The sequence below is a fragment of the Massilia orientalis genome, assembly GCF_030411975.2.
GTDB lineage: Bacteria > Pseudomonadota > Gammaproteobacteria > Burkholderiales > Burkholderiaceae_D > Telluria > Telluria orientalis.
The window spans coordinates 13,943-32,916 of the sequence record NZ_JASNRB020000022.1 but is presented as its reverse complement, the minus strand read 5'-3'; the positions used below and the strand labels follow the sequence as shown (position 1 = coordinate 32,916).

The window sequence follows — 18,974 nt, the reverse complement described above, 5'->3', positions numbered from 1 at the left end:
ATGTCGGGGATTACTTGAGCCAGCCGCGGTGGCGGAAGTACATGAACGGCGCGATCGCGCTGACGACCATCAGGCCCAGCGACCAGCCGTAGCCGAAGTGCCAGTGCAGCTCCGGCAGGAAGTCGAAGTTCATGCCGTAGATGCTGGCGATCAGCGTCGGCGGCAGGAAGGCGACCGACGCCACCGAGAAGATCTTGATGATCTTGTTCTGGTTGATGTTGATGAAGCCGACGGTGGCGTCCATCAGGAAGTTGATCTTGTCGAACAGGAACGACGTGTGGCCGTCGAGCGATTCGATGTCGCGCAGGATCTGGCGCGCCTCCTCGAACTGTTCCGCGTTCAGCAAGCGGCCCCGCATCAGGAAGCTGACGGCGCGGCGCGTGTCCATCATGTTGCGGCGGATGCGGCCGTTCAAGTCTTCCTCGTGGGCGATCGCATTCAGCGCGGAGGCCGCGTCCTGGTCGGTGAATTCCTTTTGCAGCACGCGCTGGCTGACGTCTTCCAGGCTCTCGTAGATGCCTTCCAGCGCATCGGCCGAGTACTCGGCGTCGGTCGCGTACAGGTCCAGCAGCACGTCCATGTAATCCTCGATCGACCCGGGCCGCGAGCGCGCGCGCAGGCGCACGAGGCGGAACACGGGCAGGTCGTCCGTGTGGACCGAGAACAGGATCTTCTTGGCCAGGATGAACGCGACGGTCACGATGCGCGACGGGCCGTCCTCTTCTTCGCGCAGGAAGTCGGTGCGCAGGTGCAGGTCGCCGTTTTCCGCTTCGTAGTAGCGCGCGGACGCCTCGATGTCCTGGACTTCGTCCTCGCCGGGCAGGATCACGTCATAGGTCGTCTTGACCCAGGCGCGCTCCTCGTCGGTCGGGTCGAGCAGGTCGACCCAGACGGCAGGCGCGTTCTCCAGATCGGCGCGCGACGCGATGGGTATCTGGTTCAGTCGGCCATTTTGTAGGACAAATACGTTGATCATGCGCTGCTTTCTCGGCCGGATTCGGAAACAGCGCAAGTGTACCTGTAAGCCCTGAGGCCGGCCAGCCTAAACCAGGCAAAACCGGGGTCAGAGCCCGATTTTTGGAAATATCCTGAGCAAACTTGGCCGGCGATGCGCCAGCCGATTCAACATGTTCCTGAGCTATTGCCAAAAACTGGGCTCTGACCCCGGTTTAAGGCAATTCCGCGGCGTTCATGCGGCGCTGGATGATTGCCGTGCGGCGTGCCAGGTAGCTGGTGTCGCGGTGACGGTCGTAGTAGCGCGGGTTCGGCAGCATCACCGCGAGGCGGGCGGCCTGGGCGGCGTTCAGGTTGGCGGCCGGGATGCGGAAATAATGGCGCGCCGCGGCCTCCGCGCCGAACACGCCGCGGCCGAATTCGACCACGTTCAGGTAGATCTCCAGGATGCGTTCCTTGTCCATCACCGCTTCCAGCATGTAGGCGATGACCAGCTCCTGGCCCTTGCGCAGGTAGTTGCGCGAGCCGGACAGAAACAAATTCTTGGCCAGCTGCTGGGTGATCGTCGAGCCGCCGCCCACGACCCGGTGCTTCTTGTTGTTGCGCTCGTACGCCTTTTCCAGCGCATCCCAGTCAACGCCGTCGTGCTCGCTGAAATTGGCGTCCTCGGATGCGATCACGGCGCGCTTGAGGTTGTTCGAGATGCGCGCATACGGCACCCACACCTGTTCGAGCTTCGCATTCGGATTCTGCTCGCGCAGCGCCGACAGCTGCTGGCGCATCATGCTCGTGGACGACGGGTTGAACTGCGTCCACCAGCACACCATCGCAAAGAAATACAGCTGCAGCAGGACGACGAACAGCAGCGGCCCGAGGATGATCCACTTCAGCCAGCGCCGCCCGCCGGTTCTTGCGCGCGCGGACGCTCCCGCCTTGAGCGTGCCGATGCCGCTCATGATGCGCGCATGCGGGCCAGCAGGGCCGACGTCTCCGGCCGCACGCCGCGCCACGTCAAGAACGCTTCCGCCGCCTGCTCGACCAGCATGCCGAGGCCATCGCGCACGGTCGCGCCGTGGGAGGCGGCGAACGCCATGAACGGCGTCGGCTCCTTCCCGTACATCATGTCCAGCGCCAGCGTCCCCGCGCGGAAGGCCGACGCGGGCACGGGCGGCAGGTCGGCCGACAGGCTGGCCGACGTCGCGTTGACGACGACGTCGAACGCACCCTCGATGTCGGCGAACCCGCAGGCGCTGATCTGCCCCGAGTACGCCACGTGATCGGCAAAGTGGGCAACGAGCGCATCGGCCGTCGCGCGCGTGCGGTTGGCGATCACGATCGCTTTCGGCTTCTCGTTCAGGAACGGCAGGATGACGCCGCGCGCCGCCCCGCCCGCGCCCAGCAGCAGGACGCGCTTGCCGGTGAGCGGCACGCCGGCGTTCCTGACGATGTCGGCGACGAGGCCCGGACCGTCCGTGTTGTCGCCGACGATCTCGCCACCCTCGAAGCGCAGCGTGTTGACGGCTCCGGCCAGGCGCGCCCGCGCTTCCAGCCGGGTGGCCAGCGCGGCCGCTTCCAGCTTGAAGGGGAGCGTCACGTTGGCGCCGCGGTAGCCCTGCGCCACGAGGTCGCGGACGGTGTCCGCAAAACCGTCCAGCGGCGCCAGGCAGCGTTCGTACGCGATGTCCTGGCCGGTCGCGGCCGCGAACGCGGCGTGGATGTCCGGCGATTTGCTGTGGGAGATCGGGTTGCCGATCACGCAATATTTATCGGTCATGGAGTCTCCTGTTATCCTTCGCCGCGCAGTTCGGCCTGCAGCTTTTCTTCGCGGGTGAATTTGAAGCGGGTGACGACGATCCAGAGATCGTCCTTGTCGGTCGAGCGCATATTGGCCGGGAATTTGCCGAACGGCGCGGCGCGGCGGACGATCGCCAGCGCGGCCTTGTCCAGCGCCGGATTGCCGGAACTGCGTTCGATGCGCGGTCCGCCTTCTTTTTCGTACAGCGTGCCGTCCTGGAAGATCGGGATGTAGACGACCAGTTCGCCGTACAGCTTCTTGCCGTTCTGCTGCGGGAAGTTCAAGGTGCCGACCTCCTCCACGCGCTTCTGCATCGCCTTGTAGTACATGGCGTAGCCGACTTCGCGCGTGCTGGGGCTGATGAACGTCTTTTTCGGGCGCTTGTTCTCGTCGGCGATGCGCTGGGTGATCTCGGCCGTCATGCGCGCGATGGCCCTGGTGGAGTCCAGGTTGTCCTCGCCCGTGCGGCTGGGGTCGGGCTTCGTCTGCTCGGCCACGGGCGCGCTGTTGAACTGCGACTGGCGCATCTTAGTCAACACGCTTTTCTGCTGCTGTTCCAGTTCCGCGATGCGGCGCTGCAGGGCCTTGATGCTGTCGCCATTCTCGACCTTGCGCAGGTCCGGCAGGGGCGACTGGGCGCGGCCGGCGTCGGCGTTGCCGCCGCCGTCCAGGTTGGCCTGGGCCAGCGCGTCCGCCTTGACCGGGGCGCGCGCATGCCTGGCGTTGACCAGGATGACCTCCAGGCCCGGATCGGCCGGCTGCAGCCGGAACGCGTCCGGCGCGGCGAAACGGACCGCCAGCAGGGAGGCGTGCGCCAGCACCGAGCAGGTGATGGCGATCATCAGGGGGCGGTTGTGTCGGAGGGTGTTCACGCGCTGCGGGGTGGGACGGTTGGGGTCATGGAACTCCCCATTCTACCGTGCAGACTGCCCGCTTTGCGAGCCTTGTGGAAAGACCCGACCGCTGAAGCAACAAGATATTGTCGAGGTTTTAACCTAATTGCTCACCATCGGATGCTTCTGGCAAAGCCGTCAGAGCCGTCAAACATCTCGACAAATCGATTTGCCCGTTCTTGACCTTCCATGCCAGCCCTGCCTTGCCCCTGCTGTTGATTCGTCTCTTTTGATGCACTGACGCTAACCAACGTCGTCGAAAGGAAGCGGAGCCAGAATGCACCACTTGCTCAATCAACATCGGAGGCATCATGGCAGTGGACGCTTATCTTCAGATTGAAGGCATCAAGGGCGAATCCCAAGACTCGGCCCACAAAGATTGGATCGAATGCTTGAATGTGCACTTCGGTATAGATCAGCCACGCAGCCCCGTGACCTCGACCAGCGGCGGTCATACATCGGCGCGTGCCGATTTCGATGACGTTATCGTCGCCAAGTTGGCCGATCTTTCTACGCCGCTTTTGCTACAACATTGTGCGATGGGCAAAACGATACCTAAGGCCAAGTTCGAATTCTTCCGGGCCGACAGTAACGGCGAGCGGGTCAGGTATTTCGAGATGAACCTCGAACACGTGTTAATCGGCTCCATAAAACCGGGCCTGTCGGCGACAGGCGGGATGCAAGAACACTTTCAGCTGAAATTTGCCAGGATGACGTGGAAGTACTCGCAACAAAAAATCTCTGGCGGTGCTGGTGGATCGACTGCGGGAGGTTGGGATTTGTCGGCCAATAAGGTCGTTGCATAGCCGTCAGCACAACCGGGAGCATCGAATGCCGGACTTCTACAAATACTTCAAAGAGAACATGGATGCGCTCGATTTACCTGCGCCCGAAAATCTCTATGGATCCGTTGCGACCGCACAGGCCAGCATATCAGGCATGCTCGTCTATATTGACAAGTATGGGACCAGAGTAACCGTCCTGGAAATGATCGGCGCAGGAACGAACCTGGAGCGCCTTGCCACTGTGGGCGCAGTGCAAGGCGCATATTACATAGGGGCGGCAATAGGCAGTTTGGCAGTAGCGACAGGCCGAACCCTCGCCGGTGGCACGTCGTTAAGCGATGTGCTTTTCGAGGCATCCAGGTGGAATTTGAAGCGGGATTGGCTATTGCCGCTTCTCCATCGTAACCCGGGCATCTACGACCGAAGCGTACCGGGCAGGAAGTACCACAAGCTCTACGAGAACTTCAAATGAAAGACTCGCTATTGTTGCTCGCTACAGGACTTGGTCTGGCCCTGACCTCATGGGCATTTTGGAAGTACGGCAGCAATGATGCCCTTTGTGTGTTTGCAATTGTCGGGTTCGCGTGCGCAGTGGCGGACAATGTGAAGCTTCGCCGCCAGTTGAGAGAACGGAGGGCGAAGCTTTGAGTCTAACGCTGATGAGAGCCCAACTACGGCATCATGCCTGCTGACCCGCCACGTCGGTCTGCGTTTCCGGATCGGTAACGGCGACCGCACCCTCGGCCTCGGCCGCTTCCGCCGCAGCCGCCTCGCCCGTGTCTTCTTCCTCGTCCAGGCCCAGCTCCTCGGCCGCTTCCGGTGCGACGGCCGCGACTTCGAGCAGGCGCGCCTCCAGCGACAGGTCGACCTCGTCCCAGCGCACGATGTCCAGGCGGACCTGCGCGCCGCGCGCCGCCTGCGGCATGCCCGGCAGGCGGATCACGAGCGGGATCTCGACGAGGCGCAGCACCTCGTCCTTCAGCACGACGGCCTCGACCTGTTTCGCATGTTCCTGCGCCAGCCAGCGCAGGCACCAGTAACGCTCCATGTTCTGCTGGAAGTCGTTATAGGCCGAGTACGCGGCGTCGAACGCGGAGACGATCGAGAACAGCGTCGCATCGCGGTGCTTGAACGGGGCGACGAGCGGCGCCGTCACGCCATTGCTGGCGCAGGCGAGGATCTGCCACTGGTTCACGAGGTCCGTATAGCGGCGCAGCGGCGACGTCGACCAGGCATATTGATCGACGCCGAGGCCCTGGTGCGGCGCCGCGTGCGTGACCATGCGCACCTGCATCTTGGCGGCCCAGCCGCCGGCGCCCGGGCCCTGCGAGCGGTAGATGCCCGGCACGCCGCAATCGTGCAGCAGCTTGCCCCACGTGCTGTTCGCGAAGATCATCAGCTCGGCCACGATCTTGTCCAGCGGCGCGCCGCGCTTGCGGCGCACGATCGTGACGACGTCGTCCTCGACGTAGAAATTGAAGTCGACGCGGTTCGCCTGTTCCGGCTTCAGGCCGAACGCTTCGCGCTTCTTCATGCGGCCCGCTTCCAGCTGCAGCGCCCACTGCCACAGCAGGCCCAGTTCCATCTTGTGCGGGTAGTCGCCCTCGCCCTTGTTCAGCGTCTCCTCGTTGACGACGTCGTCGAGGTCGTTGTGGCGCAGGTTGTTCTTGACGGGCACGCGCTCGGCGCGGGTCGTCGTCGAGAGCACGGTCCACGTGGCCGGATCCAGTACGGCATACAACGACAACGCCGGGCAGTCGTTGCCCTCGGCCAGCGTGTAGGCGTCGACGACGTCGTCAGGCAGCATCGTGATCTTGTCGCCCGGCATATACACGGTCGACATGCGCGCACGGGCGATCTTGTCGATGGCGTCGTCCGGACGGATGCCCAGGCCCGGCGCCGCGATGTGGATGCCCACGCGCACGGTGCCGTCATCCAGCTTCTCGACGGAGAACGCGTCGTCGATCTCGGTCGTCGTCACGTCGTCGATCGAGAACGCGGCCACGTTCGCCAGCGGCAGGTCGGCCGGTGGGGTCGGCACCGCGACGGGCGGGAAGCCGGCGCCGCGCGGGAAGTGTTCGAACAGGAAGCGGCCCATGTGCAGCTCTTTCGCCGACGCGATGCCGCCCGTGGACAGCATCAGGCGCGGCGCCGTCGTCTGCAGCTCGTCGGCGGCCGTCTCGAGCGCCTTGAATTCGATGCTGTTCTTGTCCGGCTTGAACAGCAGTTGCTGGACGAGCGGCTGCATCGCCTGCGGCAGCGTGCCGGCCTTCAGTTCCTCGACATACGCGGCCTGCACGATGGCCTGCTGTTTCTTCTTTTCGATGCCGGCCAGCGCCGCGCGCAGCGATTGTTCCGGCGCCGCCTTGTAGCGGCCGCGGCCCTTCTTGTAGAAATAGATCGGCGCGCCGTGCAGCGCCAGCACGAGGCCGGCCGCTTCGAACGCCAGCGGCGCGTGGCCGAAGTACTCGGCGCCCAGTTCCGTGAATCCGAATTCTTCCTGGCCCGCGACTTCCCACAGGAATTCCAGATCGACGTCCGCCGCGACGGCCTTCGCCTGCTCCAGCAGGGTGGCGGGGTCCGGCTTGTCGAACTGCAGCATCACGTCACGCGCCTTGACCTTCGTACGCTTCCCGCTCGGCATTTCGACCTGGTAGGCCTCGCCCGCCTGCGACAGCACGGTGCCGACCTTGAAATCGCCGGACTCTTCGAAAAATAAGTTCATTTTGTATTCGTATTCATATTAAATGCGGCCGCCTCGAGATCGAGCACCTCGGGCAGGAAGACCTCGGTGACCAGCAGCAGTCCCTGGCGGCGGCGGTACACGCAGCGCCGCGCAAAATAAGTGTCGCGCGCCGGCGCGTTCCGGCCGAGCGCGGCATGCACGCGCGCCACCAGCGGATGGCCGGGACGCAGCCGCGCGAATTCGAGCGCCCCGCGCGTGACCCGCGGATCGTAGAACAGCGTGGTGCCGAGCGAACGTTCGCCCAGCGCCGAAAACAGGGGCCAGTCGCTCGCGCTCGCACTCATCGGCACGACGGTGTGGCCGTACACGACCGGTTGCCCGTCGCAGCGCAGCAGCACCTCGCGTTCCCACACGCGCCGGGGCCGCGCCAGGCCGATCGCGTCGGCCTCGTCCGCCAGGCAGACATTGCCCGCCTGGCGCAGTTTCTGTACCCGGAATTGCCGGCTGTGCGCGATCAGGCGCGCCGTCAGCGAACCCGGCGTCGTCAGCCAGTCGCGCATGACGGCCGGCGCGCCCGTGCCGTCCGGATGCGCCAGCCAGCGGGCCCGGCGCAGCGACGCGGGCCTCACTGGCGCTGGTCCGATCCGGCGTCGCCTTCGTTTGGATTATCCGTCAGGCAGAATGCCAGCACCTCATCGACATACTGCTCGAATGCCGACACCGCGTGGTCGCTGCCCTGGATGACGTGCTGGTGCGCGCCCGCGTAATGCGCAACCATGTCGCGGTAGTCCAACACCTCGTCGCCCGTGGCGGCCAGCAGGAAATAACGCGCCGGCCGGGTGATGGTGCCGACCTGCAGCGCCGCCAGCTCGTCGATGTAGTCCCGCTTGAATTCGAACGGCTCGCCCGTATGCCACTCGGTCGTGATGCCGACGTGCTTGTCCAGGTCTTTCAGGGGATCGACGGCCGGATTGATCAGCGCGGCGCGGCAGCCGAAGCGTTCCGCCAGCCAGGTCGCGTAAAAGCCGCCCAGCGAGGAACCGATAATGGCGAGATTGCCCGAATAGCGTTCGACCAACGTGAGGACGAGGTCCATCGCGGCCTTCGGCGACGCCGGCAGTTGCGGGCAGATCAGGTCGGCGGCGCGGCCGGCCGCTTCCATCCGCTGCTGCACTACCCTCGCCTTGAACGAGCGCGGCGACGAGCGGAAGCCGTGCAGATAGAGCAAATGCGAGCCCCCGCTCATGCCGCCATCGCCTCCAGCAGCTTCTGGTGCACGCCGCCGAAGCCGCCATTGCTCATCACGAGGATGTGGTCGCCCGGCTGCGCGGCCTGGACGATCGCCTGCACCATGTAGTCGAGCTGGTCGAAGCTGTGCGCGTTGGCGCCCAGCGGCTTCAATGCATCGGCCAGCGACCAGCCCAGCGCCTGCTGGCTGCCGAAGCCGAACACGAGGTCCGCATCCTTCAGGCTGCCCGGCAGCGCATCCTTCATCGCGCCCAGCTTCATCGTGTTCGAGCGCGGCTCCAGCACGGCGAGAATCCTTCCCGACGTCCCGATTTTCTGGCGCAGGCCGCCGACCGTCGTCGCGATCGCGGTCGGATGGTGCGCGAAGTCGTCATACACGGTCACGCCGTTGACGACGCCGCGCACTTCCATGCGCCGCTTGACGTTCTGGAAGCGGGCCAGCGACTCGATCGCCTGCGCGGGCGGCACGCCCACGTGGCGCGCGGCGGCGATGGCGGCCATCGCATTGCTGCGGTTGTGGTGGCCGGTCAGGTCCCAGTGGACGGTGCCCTGCTTGTCGCCCTTGAAGAACACGTCGAAGCTGGACCCGCCCGGATGTTCGACGAGGCTCCAGTCCACGCCTTCGGACGAGCCGAAACTTTCCTTCTCGCTCCAGCAGCCGCGCTTCAGCACGCGCGCCAGCGACGCTTCGTCGCCATTCACGACGATGCGCCCGACGCCGGGCACGGTGCGCACGAGGTGGTGGAATTGGGTCTCGATGGCGCCGATATCGGGGAAGATGTCGGCGTGATCGTATTCCAGGTTGTTCAGCACGGCCGTCTTGGCGTGGTAGTGCACGAACTTCGAGCGCTTGTCGAAGAAGGCCGTGTCGTATTCGTCCGCCTCGATCACGAAGAAGTCGGAATCGGTTTCGCCCGACAGGCGCGCGGACACGCCGAAGTTCAGCGGCACGCCGCCGATCAGGAAGCCCGGCGAATAGCCGGCATCTTCCAGGATCCACGCCAGCATCGAGGTCGTCGTCGTCTTGCCGTGCGTGCCCGCGACGGCGAGCACCCATTTATTACGGAGAATGTGGTCGCCAATCCATTGCGGGCCAGATACGTACGGCAAGCCGCGGTTCAGGATTTCCTCGACGAGCGGATTACCGCGCGTCATCACGTTGCCGACGACGTACAGATCCGGGTTCAGGTTCACCTGTTCGGGCCCGTAACCCTGGATCAGCTCGATGCCCTGGGCTTCGAGCTGGGTGCTCATCGGAGGGTAGACGTTGGCGTCGCACCCGGTGACGCGATGGCCGGCCTCTTTGGCCAGCACCGCGAGGCCGCCCATGAAGGTGCCGCAGATGCCGAGGATATGGATGTGCATGACGTGCCGAAGGGATCTCTGTAATAGCGAATACGCGATTCTACCCGACGCGATGCCATTTTCCTTTCAAGAGTATGATCTCGGACATGATGCCCAATTCAAATGACGACCTCCAACAGGTGCGCGCACGCATCGCTGCGACGGCCGCCCGCATGATCGCCCAGGATGGGGCCGATTACTCGACGGCCAAGACGAAGGCGGCGCGCCAGGTGCTCGGCGTCGACCGCCCTTCTCCTAATTACCTGCCGGATAATCTGCAAGTCGAAGACGAAGTACGCCGCTACCAGGCATTGTTCCTCGGCCCGGCGCAGGCCGCGCGCCTGCACCATTTGCGTGCCGCAGCGCTGGAAGTGATGGACCAATTGGCCGAGTTCCGTCCGTATATTACCGGTGCGGTTTTGAACGGAACGGCGGGCGAACATGACGACATCCACCTGCAATTATTTGCCGACAGCGCCAAGGAAGTCGAAATCTGGCTGTTGAATCGCAATGTCAATATCGAGATTTCGGCAACTCCCCACTTCAAAGGGGGACGCTACGATCCGGTAGAAACGGTAAGCTTCACGTGGCAAAAAGAAATGGTGCACGCCGAGCTTTATGATATGAACGATTTACGCGGTGCGCTGAAAACCCGCGCGGACGGCAGCCTGCAGCGCGCCGATGCTGCCACGCTCCGCACCCTGATGAACAACGACTCTCTCGAACACGATGAATAAGAAACACCTGGCCGGTTATGTGATCCTGGCCGCCGCCTTTACGGTTCTCGGTGCCATCGCCGGCGTGAAGCAGGATGCCAAGGGTCCGCTGACGACGACCTATGCACCCACGGACGGCCGCCCGCACACGGCGGTGACGAATCTGTATGCGACCTCGCTGAACGACCTGGCCGGCAAGCCGCAGCCGCTCGCCCAGTGGAAGGGCAAGCCGCTGCTCGTCAACTTCTGGGCATCGTGGTGCGCGCCGTGCGTGTCGGAGATGCCGGAATTGTCGGAACTGGCGGCCAAGGACGGCGGCAAGACCTTCAATGTGATCGGCATCGGCATCGATTCCCCCACGAACCTCGCCGAGTTTGCCCGCAAAATCAAGATTTCCTACCCATTGTACGTAGGCGGCATGGGTGGCACCGACCTCGCGCGTGGCCTCGGCAACGCGAACGGCGGGCTGCCATTTACGGTGCTGATCGGCGCAGATGGGCAGGTCCGCAAGACTTACCTGGGCCGTCTGAAGTTCGATCAGGTGCGCGCCGACCTGGCCAAGTTGTAGTTCCAGTGAACGGTCGTTCACTTATTTTCCGACTTCTTTATATCGCTTGCCAACACGTAACGTTGGCGGCAAAATGCCTGTCTTTCGGGCAAACAGACGGTTGAATATGGCGAAAAAGCTACTGCTGCTCAATGGCCCCAATTTGAATTTGCTGGGGACGCGTGAGCCTGCGGTGTACGGCGCGACGACGCTGGCCGACATCGAGCAGGCCGCCACCGCCCAGGCACGGGAAGCCGGGGCGGAGATCGTCTGTTTCCAAAGCAACCATGAAGGCGCGCTGATCGACCGCATTCACGCCGCCCGCCAGGAAGGCGTGGACGCGATCGTCATCAACCCGGGCGGTTTGACCCATACCAGCGTGGCGCTGCGCGATGCGCTGGCCGGGGTGGACATTCCGTTCGTGGAAGTGCACATCTCTAATATTTACAAGCGCGAGGAATTCCGGCACCACTCTTTCCTGTCGGCGATCGCGCTGGGCACGATCTGCGGGCTGGGAGCGGATGGATATCGCTTTGCCATCGACTTCGCGCTGAAACAACGTTAATCTACGTCAACTTCACGCATTCGCGCATAAGTACCTACCGCCGACGCGCCGTATGCTCTTAAACAAATAATTCCAAGGGGTTTCACATGGATCTAAGAAAACTCAAGACACTGATCGACCTCGTCGCCGAGTCGGATATCGCCGAACTCGAAGTGACCGAAGGCGAAAGCAAGGTCCGCATCGTCAAGTCCTCGGCAATCCCGCAGAATCAGATGGTCATGGTGCCGCAGCAAGGCGTCCAGCAATACTCGGCACCGGCCGTCCAGGCACCGGCGGCCGCGCCCGCGGCAGCCCCGGCCGCACCGGCCGAACCGACCGGCCACGTCGTCAAGTCGCCGATGGTCGGCACGTTCTACCGTTCCTCGGCACCGGGCGCCCCGGCGTTCGTCGAAGTGGGCGCTACCGTGAAGGAAGGCGATACCCTGTGCATCATCGAAGCGATGAAGCTCCTGAATGAAATCGATGCCGACCTCTCCGGCACCGTCACCAAGATCCTGGTGGAAAACGGCCAGCCTGTCGAATTCGGCCAGCCGCTGTTCGTGATCGGCTAAACGTCTCCGGCGCGGTCGTCCGACCGCGCCCTCCCGGCACGCTGCCGGCACTCAAAGAAACACCGAACTTACCATGTTTGAAAAAATTCTTATCGCCAACCGTGGTGAAATCGCGTTGCGTATCCAGCGCGCCTGCCGCGAGATGGGCATCAAGACGGTCGTCGTGCACTCCGAAGCGGACAAGGACGCCAAGTACGTGAAGCTCGCCGACGAGTCCGTTTGCATCGGTCCGGCGGCGTCCGCGCAAAGCTACCTGAGCATGCCGGCGATCATCAGCGCGGCGGAAGTCACGGACGCCGAAGCGATCCACCCCGGCTACGGCTTCCTGTCGGAAAACGCCGACTTCGCCGAACGCGTCGAAAAATCGGGCTTCGTCTTCATCGGCCCCCGTCCCGAATCGATTCGCCTGATGGGCGACAAGGTCTCGGCCAAGCAGGCCATGATCCGCGCCGGCGTGCCGTGCGTGCCCGGCTCGGACGGCGCCCTGCCGGACGATCCGAAAGAGATCATCCAGACCGCGCGCCGCGTCGGCTACCCGGTCATCATCAAGGCCGCGGGCGGCGGTGGCGGCCGCGGCATGCGCGTCGTGCACACGGAAGCCGCACTGCTGAACGCCGTCGCGATGACCAAGACGGAAGCCGGCACCGCGTTCGGCAACCCGGAAGTCTATATGGAGAAATACCTGGAGAATCCGCGCCACGTGGAAATCCAGATCCTCGCCGACGAGCACAAGCAGGCCGTCTGGCTGGGCGAGCGCGACTGCTCGATGCAGCGCCGCCACCAGAAGGTCATCGAAGAAGCGCCGGCGCCGGGCATCCCGCGCAAGCTGATCGAGAAGATCGGCGACCGCTGCGCCGAAGCCTGCCGCAAGATCGGCTACCGCGGCGCCGGCACGTTCGAATTCCTGTACGAGAACGGCGAGTTCTACTTCATCGAGATGAACACCCGCGTGCAGGTCGAACACCCGGTCACCGAAATGATCACCGGCATCGACATCGTGCAGGAACAGATCCGCATCGCCTGCGGCGAGCGCCTGCGCTTCCGCCAGCGCGACATCATGCTGTCGGGCCACGCGATCGAGTGCCGCATCAACGCGGAAGACCCGTTCAAGTTCACCCCGTCGCCGGGCCGCATCACCAGTTGGCACCCGCCGGGCGGCCCCGGCATCCGCGTCGATTCGCATTCGTATGCCGGCTATTACGTGCCGCCGCACTACGACTCGATGATCGGCAAGGTCATCGCCTACGGCGCCACGCGCGAGCAGGCGATCCGCCGCATGCAGATCGCGTTGTCGGAAATGGTCGTCGAAGGTATCCTGACCAACATCCCGCTGCACCGCGAACTGATGGTCGACGCCCGCTTCATCGAAGGCGGCACCAACATCCACTACCTGGAGCAGAAGCTGGCCCACAAGCCGGACCTGCCGAAGGATGGCGCGATCGGCGCCAAAGCCGAGGTTGAATGATGGGCTGGACTGAAGTTGTCATCGAGATCGCACGCGAGCACGCCGAAGGGCTCTCTGATGCCCTGATGGAGGCGGGCGCGCTGTCGGTCTCGGTGGAAGATGCGGACGAAGGCACGGAAGACGAGAAGCCCCTGTTCGGCGAACCAGGCATGGTGCCCAAGGAAGCCGCGTGGGACCACAGCCGCGTCGTCGCGCTGACGGACGAGGATGCCGACCAGGCCGCGATCGTGGCCGAGGCAGCAAGCGCCATCGGCCTGCAGCAGGCGCCTGCATTCACGACCCGTTCCGTCGCGGACGCCGACTGGGTGCGCCTCACGCAATCGCAGTTCGAGCCGATCCACATCGGCAAGAACATCTGGGTCGTGCCGAGCTGGCACGAAGCCCCGGATCCCGACGCGCTGATCCTCGAAGTCGACCCGGGCCTCGCATTCGGCACGGGCAGCCATCCGACCACGCGCCTGTGCATGGAATGGCTGGAAGCCCACCCGGCACCCGGTAAATCGGTGCTGGACTACGGCTGCGGCTCGGGCATCCTCGCGATGGTCGCGAAGAAGCTCGGCGCGGCTGGCGTCTCTGGCGTCGACATCGACGAGCAGGCCATCGAATCGGCGAAGCTGAATGCCGAACGCAACCGCTGCGAGATCGACTTCTACGTGCCGGACGACTTCGTCGCCTCGAAGCACGGGGAAGAACGCTTCGACATCGTCGTCGCGAACATCCTGTCGAGCCCATTGAAGCTGATGGCGCCGATGCTTTCGAGCCGCGTGGCCGAGGGCGGCAACCTGATCCTGTCGGGCGTGCTGGCGCGCCAGGCCGAGGAAGTGGCCGCCGCGTACGCACCTTTCATCAAGCTGGGCGTCTGGGCCGAGCAGGACGGCTGGGTCGCTCTTCACGGGCAGCTCGGCGCAGAACGTGCACCGGAGCCGCGCGCGACTGCCGACGGCAGCAAATAAGGCATGGCGCTCGCCACCCAGTGCCCGCATTGCCACACCACGTTCCGCGTCGCCGCGGACCAGCTCAAGCTCCGCGGCGGCATCGTCCGCTGCGGGTCTTGCCAACGCATCTTTGACGGCAACGCCCACCTGATCGACCTGGACAAGCCGGCCGCGCCGGCGCCCGTCCAGGAAGACGACGCGTTGCCCGTCTACACCCTCGACTTCGACCACACCTTCGATCCGCTCGGCATCCTGCCGAAGCCTGCCGACGACGTGCCCGAGCCGGAGCCCGAGCCGGTGCGCGCGCACGTGTGGCGGCGCGCGCCCGAGGCTGAAGAAGGGCCGGAAGCGGCGCCGGTCGCGGCGGACTATGCCCCCGCGGACCGCGTCGAACCGCAACTGGAGCCGGTCGTCCACGCGGCGCCCGACACCGAACCGGAGCCCGAACCCGAGCCCGAGCCCGCCGAAGACCCTGTCGCCGAACCGCCGCCAGCGAGCGCCTACGCGCCGGCCGACCGCGTCGAACCGCAACTGGAACCGGTCGTCCACGCGGCGCCCGACACCGAACCGGAGCCCGAACCCGAGCCCGCCGAAGACCCTGTCGCCGAACCGCCGCCAGCGAGCGCCTACGCGCCCGCGGACCGCATCGAGCCGGGTTTCGACCTGCCGGTGACCGAGGAAATCGTCGCCCAGCCGCTACCGGATTACGAGCCGGAGCCGGAGCCGGAACCCGAGCCCGCACCGGTACCGCCCGCGCCCGCGCCGGCATCCGACGCCCCGCCCTTCCTGCCGCTGCGCGCATCGGCCGCGAGCGAACCGCCCGCGCCGGCACCGGCGATGATCCCGCCCGTGATCGCGCCGGCGCGCAGCAAGGCCGCGCGTACGTCCGAGGCGCGCGCGCGGCGCTCCAAGCTGACGCCGACGAAGATCGAACCGCCGAAGCTGCGCCTCGCGCTCGACGCCGACGCCGACGAGCCCGAATTCGTCAAGCGCAGCCGCCGCCAGGAACGCATGGGGCGCACGCAGCGCATGCTGATGGCCGCGGGCGCCGTCGTGCTGCTGCTCCTGCTGCTGGCCCAGGCGGTGCTGGGCTTCCGCAACACGCTGGCCGCGCAGCATCCGGGCCTGAAGCCGGCCCTGGCGGGCGCGTGCGCCCTGCTGGGCTGCCGCGTGGAGCTGCCCGCGCAGACCGAGAACCTCGTCATCGAGACGGGTGAACTGACGACGCTGGGCCCGAACACGTACGCCTTGAATACGCTGCTGCGCAACCAGGGCAGCCTCGTGCTGGCCTGGCCCAGCATCGAGCTCGAGTTGACCGACGCCAGCGACAAGCCCGTGCTGCGCCGGGTGCTGGCGCCCGCCGACTACCTGCCGCGCGGCACGTCGCCGGCGGGCGGTTTCGGCCCGCACTCGGAACAGCCGGTCACACTGCATTTCACGCTGGACGGCCTGCAGCCGTCCGGTTATCACACTTTCGTTTTCTATCCTTGAGGCTTCCAATGACCAAGACCTCGCTGATCTGCGGCTCGATCGCCTTCGACAAGATCATGCAATACCACGGCCGTTTCGGCGAAACCCTGCTGGCCGACCAGCTGCACCGCGTGAACGTCTCGTTCCTCGTGCCGACGCTGCGCACGGAATACGGCGGCTGCGCCGTCAACATCGCCTACAACCTGAAGCTGCTGGGCGGCGAGCCGCTCATCATGGGCACCATCGGCCAGGACGGCGGCGACTACCTCGACCGCATGGAGCAGCAAGGCCTCGCCACCAACGCGATCCGCACCATCGAGAACGCGTACACGGCCCAGTGCTTCGTCACGGCCGACCTGGACGGCAACCAGATCAACGCCTTCCACCCGGGCGCCATGCAGTTCTCGCACGAGAACAGCCTGGCCGACTACCTGCCGCTGCGCGTCGCGATCGTCGCGCCGGACGGACGCGACGGCATGATCAAGCACGCGCGCGACTGCGCGGAACGGGGCGTGCCCTTCATCTTCGACCCGGGCCAGCAGTTGCCGATGTTCAGCGGCGACGAGCTGCTGACGTTCATCGACCAGGCCAGCTACCTCGCCTGCAACGACTACGAATTCGAGATGGTGATGGACCGCACGGGCCTGCCCCTGCAGGACATCGCCGCGCGCCTGGACGCGCTCATCGTCACGCGCGGGGAAGCCGGTTCGGACATCTACGCCGGCGGCGAGCACCACAAGATCCCGGCCGTGCCGGCGGCCAGCGTCGTCGATCCGACGGGCTGCGGCGACGCCTACCGCGCCGGCCTGCTGTTCGGCATCGCCAATGACCTCGACTGGCCCACGACGGGCCGCCTGGCGAGCCTGCTGGGTTCCATCAAGATCGCCCACCAGGGCGGCCAGAACCACGGCTTCACGCGGCAGGAGATCGCGGATAAATTCGAAGCGGCCTTCGGCTACCGCTTCTAAAGCGTCGGGCCAATGAAAAGCGCGCCGCCCCTCGCGGGACCGGCGCGCTTTTTGTTGGGTGTAGCCAGCGTCAGATGTAGAACACCTGGCGCAGCAGGTATTGCGCGATCTGGATCAGGATGAAGGCCACGAGCACCGACAGATCGAGGCCGCCGACCGGCGGGATCACGCGGCGCAACGGGCGCAGCAGCGGGTCGTTGAGCGCGTGGACGAACGGCGCCAGCGGCGCATGCGGATTGACCCAGCTGAAGATCACCTCGATGATCAACAGGCCCATGAAACCGTACAGGATCCAGTCGAGCAGGCGGACCACGGCGATCAGCACGACGGCCTGGCCGCTCGTCCCCGCCAGCAGCAGGATCGACGATGCCGCCAGCACGACGAGGAACGCGCCCAGCAGGCTGGCCCAGTCGTAACCACCCATGCCCGGCACGATGCGGCGCAGCGGGCGCACGAGCCAGTCGGACAACGTGAACGTAAATTGCGCGACGGACGCCGGCGGACGCACGCGGGTCACCTGCATCCAGAAACGCAGCAGCAAGACGCCACCCAGCACACCGGCCGCGGTATCGACGATCAATTTAAGAATGGGCAGCACGACGACTCCTTGAAAAAAAAACCGCTGTGTGAAAGCTCACACAGCGGTATTTTGCCTGAACCAGGCAGGAATGGCTTACGGACGGCTGCTGGTCGGGAACGGCCATGCTGCTGGTGCGATCACCGACTTCGCGGCCGGGGCCGGGGCTGCAGCGGCGCCGCTGTCCTTGCCGTCGGTCTTGGCTTCGGCTTTCGTCTCGGCCTTGGTGTCGGCCTTGGTTTCAGCTTTCGACTCGGCCTTGGCTTCCGGCTTGGCTTCAGCCTTGGTTGCGGTCTTGCTCGCGGCCTTCTTGGCGGCCGGCTTCTTCGCAACAGCAGCAGCAGCTTCCGGCTTCGCTTCAGCCTTGGCGGCCGGCTTGGCGGCGGCCTTCTTCACTGCCGGCTTGGCTTCGCTTTTGGCGGCGGGAGCGGCGGCCTTGGTGGCTGCGGTCTTGGTGGCTGCGGTCTTGGTGGCTGCGGTCTTGGTCGCTGCAGTCTTGGTCGCTGCAGTCTTCTTCGCAGCCGGCTTGGCGGCGGTGGTCGACTTGGCGGCGGTCTTGGTTGCAGCCGGCTTGGCGGCAGCGGTCGACTTGGCAGCGGTCTTGCCTGCTGCTTTCTTCGCAGCCGGTTTAGCGGCGGCGGTCGACTTGGCGGCAGTCTTGCCTGCCGCTTTCTTGACAGCCGGTTTAGCGGCAGCGGTCGACTTGGCGGCGGTCTTGCCTGCTGCTTTCTTGGCAGCCGGTTTGGCGGCAGCGGTCGACTTGGCAGCAGTTTTCTTGGCAGCCGGTTTAGCGGCGGCGGTCGACTTGGCGGCAGTCTTGCCTGCTGCTTTCTTTGCAGCCGGTTTAGCGGCGGCGGTCGACTTGGCAGCGGTCTTGCCTGCTGCTTTCTTTGCGGCCGGTTTGGCAGCAGAGGTCGACTTGGCGGCGGTCTTGCCTGCTGCTTTCTTCGCAGCCGGTTTGGCAGCAGCGGCCGACTTGGCAGCGGTCTTCTTCGCAGCCGGTTTGGCGGCGGCTTTGGTTGCGGTCGACTTGGCGGCGGTTTTCTTCGCTGCCGGCTTGGCGGCGGAGGTCGACTTGGCTGCAGTCTTCTTCGCTGCCGGTTTGGCGGCGGTGGTCGACTTGGCGGCGGTCTTGGTTGCAGCCGACTTGGTAGCGGTCGACTTGGTTGCTGCAGTCTTGGTTGCAGCGGCTTTCTTTGCTGCCGGTTTAGCGGCGGCGGTCTTGGTTGCTGCAGCTTTCTTTGCAGCCGGTTTAGCGGCGGCGGTCGACTTGGCGGCGGTTTTGGTTGCTGCCGATTTAGCCGGAGCTTTGGTCGCTGCGGCTTTTTTCGCAGCCGGCTTCGCAGCGGCTTTAGCGGCTACGGTTTTGGTTGCTGGTTTATCTGCTGCTGCCTTTGCGGCCGGTTTGGTGGCGGCTTTTGCGGCCGGCTTTGCTGCTGGTTTTTTCGCGGCGGTTGCCATTTTCTGTTCTCCTT

20 protein-coding genes are annotated in these 18,974 nt (G+C 64.9%); 10 read left to right on the top strand and 10 right to left on the bottom strand.

Annotation, left to right across the window (positions count from 1 at the left end):
* Positions 1-10 precede the first annotated feature (10 nt).
* The 4 genes from corA to QPK29_RS27250 form a co-directional block, all read right to left on the bottom strand.
* Positions 11-976, bottom strand: a complete 966-nt coding sequence (gene corA, locus QPK29_RS27265) for a magnesium/cobalt transporter CorA (protein ID WP_056129966.1) — start codon at positions 974-976, stop codon at positions 11-13.
* Between the two features lie 193 nt (positions 977-1,169).
* Positions 1,170-1,910 carry a monofunctional biosynthetic peptidoglycan transglycosylase gene (mtgA, locus tag QPK29_RS27260; protein WP_371768950.1) on the bottom strand — a complete coding sequence of 247 codons (741 nt, stop codon included), beginning with the start codon at positions 1,908-1,910 and terminating at the stop codon, positions 1,170-1,172.
* Positions 1,907-2,728: a shikimate dehydrogenase gene (gene aroE, locus QPK29_RS27255; RefSeq protein ID WP_371768949.1), complete on the bottom strand. Its 822-nt coding sequence runs from the start codon at positions 2,726-2,728 to the stop codon at positions 1,907-1,909. Before aroE ends, mtgA begins: the two co-directional genes overlap by 4 nt.
* Positions 2,729-2,739: 11 nt before the next feature.
* Positions 2,740-3,591 (bottom strand): TonB family protein, encoded by an 852-nt coding sequence (locus tag QPK29_RS27250; protein ID WP_371769170.1) that lies wholly within the window; start codon positions 3,589-3,591, stop codon positions 2,740-2,742.
* 362 nt (positions 3,592-3,953) lie between these two features.
* On the opposite strand from QPK29_RS27250, the gene QPK29_RS27245 reads away from it, so the two are divergent.
* Both QPK29_RS27245 and QPK29_RS27240 read left to right on the top strand, forming a co-directional pair.
* Positions 3,954-4,448: an Hcp family type VI secretion system effector gene (locus QPK29_RS27245; protein WP_056129954.1), complete on the top strand. Its 495-nt coding sequence runs from the start codon at positions 3,954-3,956 to the stop codon at positions 4,446-4,448.
* A gap of 25 nt (positions 4,449-4,473) precedes the next feature.
* Positions 4,474-4,899 carry a hypothetical protein gene (locus QPK29_RS27240; RefSeq protein WP_056129951.1) on the top strand — a complete coding sequence of 142 codons (426 nt, stop codon included), beginning with the start codon at positions 4,474-4,476 and terminating at the stop codon, positions 4,897-4,899.
* Positions 4,900-5,106: 207 nt separating this feature from the next.
* Here the strand turns inward: QPK29_RS27240 and QPK29_RS27235 are convergent, their stop codons facing one another.
* From QPK29_RS27235 to mpl, 4 genes are read right to left on the bottom strand one after another with little or no spacing between them, the layout of a single operon-like run.
* Positions 5,107-7,152 carry a ribonuclease catalytic domain-containing protein gene (locus QPK29_RS27235; RefSeq protein WP_371768948.1) on the bottom strand — a complete coding sequence of 682 codons (2,046 nt, stop codon included), beginning with the start codon at positions 7,150-7,152 and terminating at the stop codon, positions 5,107-5,109.
* Positions 7,149-7,742 (bottom strand): chorismate--pyruvate lyase family protein, encoded by a 594-nt coding sequence (locus QPK29_RS27230; RefSeq protein WP_371768947.1) that lies wholly within the window; start codon positions 7,740-7,742, stop codon positions 7,149-7,151. Before QPK29_RS27230 ends, QPK29_RS27235 begins: the two co-directional genes overlap by 4 nt.
* Positions 7,739-8,359 carry a YqiA/YcfP family alpha/beta fold hydrolase gene (locus tag QPK29_RS27225; protein WP_371768946.1) on the bottom strand — a complete coding sequence of 207 codons (621 nt, stop codon included), beginning with the start codon at positions 8,357-8,359 and terminating at the stop codon, positions 7,739-7,741. Before QPK29_RS27225 ends, QPK29_RS27230 begins: the two co-directional genes overlap by 4 nt.
* Positions 8,356-9,726, bottom strand: a complete 1,371-nt coding sequence (gene mpl, locus QPK29_RS27220; protein ID WP_082577113.1) for a UDP-N-acetylmuramate:L-alanyl-gamma-D-glutamyl-meso-diaminopimelate ligase — start codon at positions 9,724-9,726, stop codon at positions 8,356-8,358. The genes QPK29_RS27225 and mpl overlap by 4 nt, the downstream gene beginning before the upstream one ends.
* Positions 9,727-9,812: 86 nt before the next feature.
* On the opposite strand from mpl, the gene QPK29_RS27215 reads away from it, so the two are divergent.
* From QPK29_RS27215 to QPK29_RS27180, 8 genes are all read left to right on the top strand, one after another.
* Positions 9,813-10,442: a hypothetical protein gene (locus tag QPK29_RS27215; protein WP_371768945.1), complete on the top strand. Its 630-nt coding sequence runs from the start codon at positions 9,813-9,815 to the stop codon at positions 10,440-10,442.
* Complete coding sequence (locus QPK29_RS27210; protein WP_056129938.1) at positions 10,435-10,989, top strand: TlpA family protein disulfide reductase; 555 nt, start codon at positions 10,435-10,437, stop codon at positions 10,987-10,989. The genes QPK29_RS27215 and QPK29_RS27210 overlap by 8 nt, the downstream gene beginning before the upstream one ends.
* Positions 10,990-11,095: 106 nt before the next feature.
* Entirely contained in the window at positions 11,096-11,533 is a 438-nt protein-coding gene (gene aroQ, locus QPK29_RS27205; protein WP_056129935.1) for a type II 3-dehydroquinate dehydratase, read from the top strand.
* Between the two features lie 86 nt (positions 11,534-11,619).
* Positions 11,620-12,084, top strand: coding sequence for an acetyl-CoA carboxylase biotin carboxyl carrier protein (accB, locus tag QPK29_RS27200; RefSeq protein ID WP_056129930.1), 465 nt, complete (start codon positions 11,620-11,622; stop codon positions 12,082-12,084).
* A 73-nt stretch (positions 12,085-12,157) separates the two neighbouring features.
* Positions 12,158-13,549: an acetyl-CoA carboxylase biotin carboxylase subunit gene (accC, locus tag QPK29_RS27195; RefSeq protein WP_056129921.1), complete on the top strand. Its 1,392-nt coding sequence runs from the start codon at positions 12,158-12,160 to the stop codon at positions 13,547-13,549.
* Positions 13,549-14,502 (top strand): 50S ribosomal protein L11 methyltransferase, encoded by a 954-nt coding sequence (gene prmA / locus QPK29_RS27190; RefSeq protein ID WP_056129918.1) that lies wholly within the window; start codon positions 13,549-13,551, stop codon positions 14,500-14,502. Before accC ends, prmA begins: the two co-directional genes overlap by 1 nt.
* A gap of 3 nt (positions 14,503-14,505) precedes the next feature.
* Positions 14,506-15,975, top strand: coding sequence for a DUF3426 domain-containing protein (locus QPK29_RS27185; protein ID WP_229502002.1), 1,470 nt, complete (start codon positions 14,506-14,508; stop codon positions 15,973-15,975).
* 8 nt (positions 15,976-15,983) lie between these two features.
* Complete coding sequence (locus QPK29_RS27180; protein WP_371768944.1) at positions 15,984-16,922, top strand: carbohydrate kinase family protein; 939 nt, start codon at positions 15,984-15,986, stop codon at positions 16,920-16,922.
* 70 nt (positions 16,923-16,992) lie between these two features.
* On the opposite strand, the gene QPK29_RS27175 is transcribed toward QPK29_RS27180, so the two are convergent.
* Entirely contained in the window at positions 16,993-17,520 is a 528-nt protein-coding gene (locus tag QPK29_RS27175) for a YggT family protein (protein ID WP_229411988.1), read from the bottom strand.
* Positions 17,521-17,595: 75 nt separating this feature from the next.
* Positions 17,596-18,960 carry a transcriptional regulator gene (locus tag QPK29_RS27170; protein WP_371768943.1) on the bottom strand — a complete coding sequence of 455 codons (1,365 nt, stop codon included), beginning with the start codon at positions 18,958-18,960 and terminating at the stop codon, positions 17,596-17,598.
* Between the last annotated feature and the right edge of the window lie 14 nt (positions 18,961-18,974).

Bases quoted from the DNA above. Each gene is read 5' to 3' on its own strand.
- corA (WP_056129966.1), bottom strand. From the start codon at position 976: ATGATCAACGTATTTGTCCTACAAAATGGCCGACTGAACCAGATACCC.
- QPK29_RS27235 (WP_371768948.1), bottom strand. From the start codon at position 7,152: ATGAACTTATTTTTCGAAGAGTCCGGCGATTTCAAGGTCGGCACCGTG.
- aroQ (WP_056129935.1), top strand. From the start codon at position 11,096: ATGGCGAAAAAGCTACTGCTGCTCAATGGCCCCAATTTGAATTTGCTG.
- accB (WP_056129930.1), top strand. From the start codon at position 11,620: ATGGATCTAAGAAAACTCAAGACACTGATCGACCTCGTCGCCGAGTCG.
- QPK29_RS27250 (WP_371769170.1), bottom strand. From the start codon at position 3,591: ATGATCGCCATCACCTGCTCGGTGCTGGCGCACGCCTCCCTGCTGGCG.
- aroE (WP_371768949.1), bottom strand. From the start codon at position 2,728: ATGACCGATAAATATTGCGTGATCGGCAACCCGATCTCCCACAGCAAA.
- QPK29_RS27210 (WP_056129938.1), top strand. From the start codon at position 10,435: ATGAATAAGAAACACCTGGCCGGTTATGTGATCCTGGCCGCCGCCTTT.
- QPK29_RS27185 (WP_229502002.1), top strand. From the start codon at position 14,506: ATGGCGCTCGCCACCCAGTGCCCGCATTGCCACACCACGTTCCGCGTC.
- QPK29_RS27225 (WP_371768946.1), bottom strand. From the start codon at position 8,359: ATGAGCGGGGGCTCGCATTTGCTCTATCTGCACGGCTTCCGCTCGTCG.
- QPK29_RS27180 (WP_371768944.1), top strand. From the start codon at position 15,984: ATGACCAAGACCTCGCTGATCTGCGGCTCGATCGCCTTCGACAAGATC.
- accC (WP_056129921.1), top strand. From the start codon at position 12,158: ATGTTTGAAAAAATTCTTATCGCCAACCGTGGTGAAATCGCGTTGCGT.
- QPK29_RS27245 (WP_056129954.1), top strand. From the start codon at position 3,954: ATGGCAGTGGACGCTTATCTTCAGATTGAAGGCATCAAGGGCGAATCC.
- mtgA (WP_371768950.1), bottom strand. From the start codon at position 1,910: ATGAGCGGCATCGGCACGCTCAAGGCGGGAGCGTCCGCGCGCGCAAGA.
- QPK29_RS27215 (WP_371768945.1), top strand. From the start codon at position 9,813: ATGATGCCCAATTCAAATGACGACCTCCAACAGGTGCGCGCACGCATC.
- mpl (WP_082577113.1), bottom strand. From the start codon at position 9,726: ATGCACATCCATATCCTCGGCATCTGCGGCACCTTCATGGGCGGCCTC.
- prmA (WP_056129918.1), top strand. From the start codon at position 13,549: ATGGGCTGGACTGAAGTTGTCATCGAGATCGCACGCGAGCACGCCGAA.
- QPK29_RS27240 (WP_056129951.1), top strand. From the start codon at position 4,474: ATGCCGGACTTCTACAAATACTTCAAAGAGAACATGGATGCGCTCGAT.
- QPK29_RS27170 (WP_371768943.1), bottom strand. From the start codon at position 18,960: ATGGCAACCGCCGCGAAAAAACCAGCAGCAAAGCCGGCCGCAAAAGCC.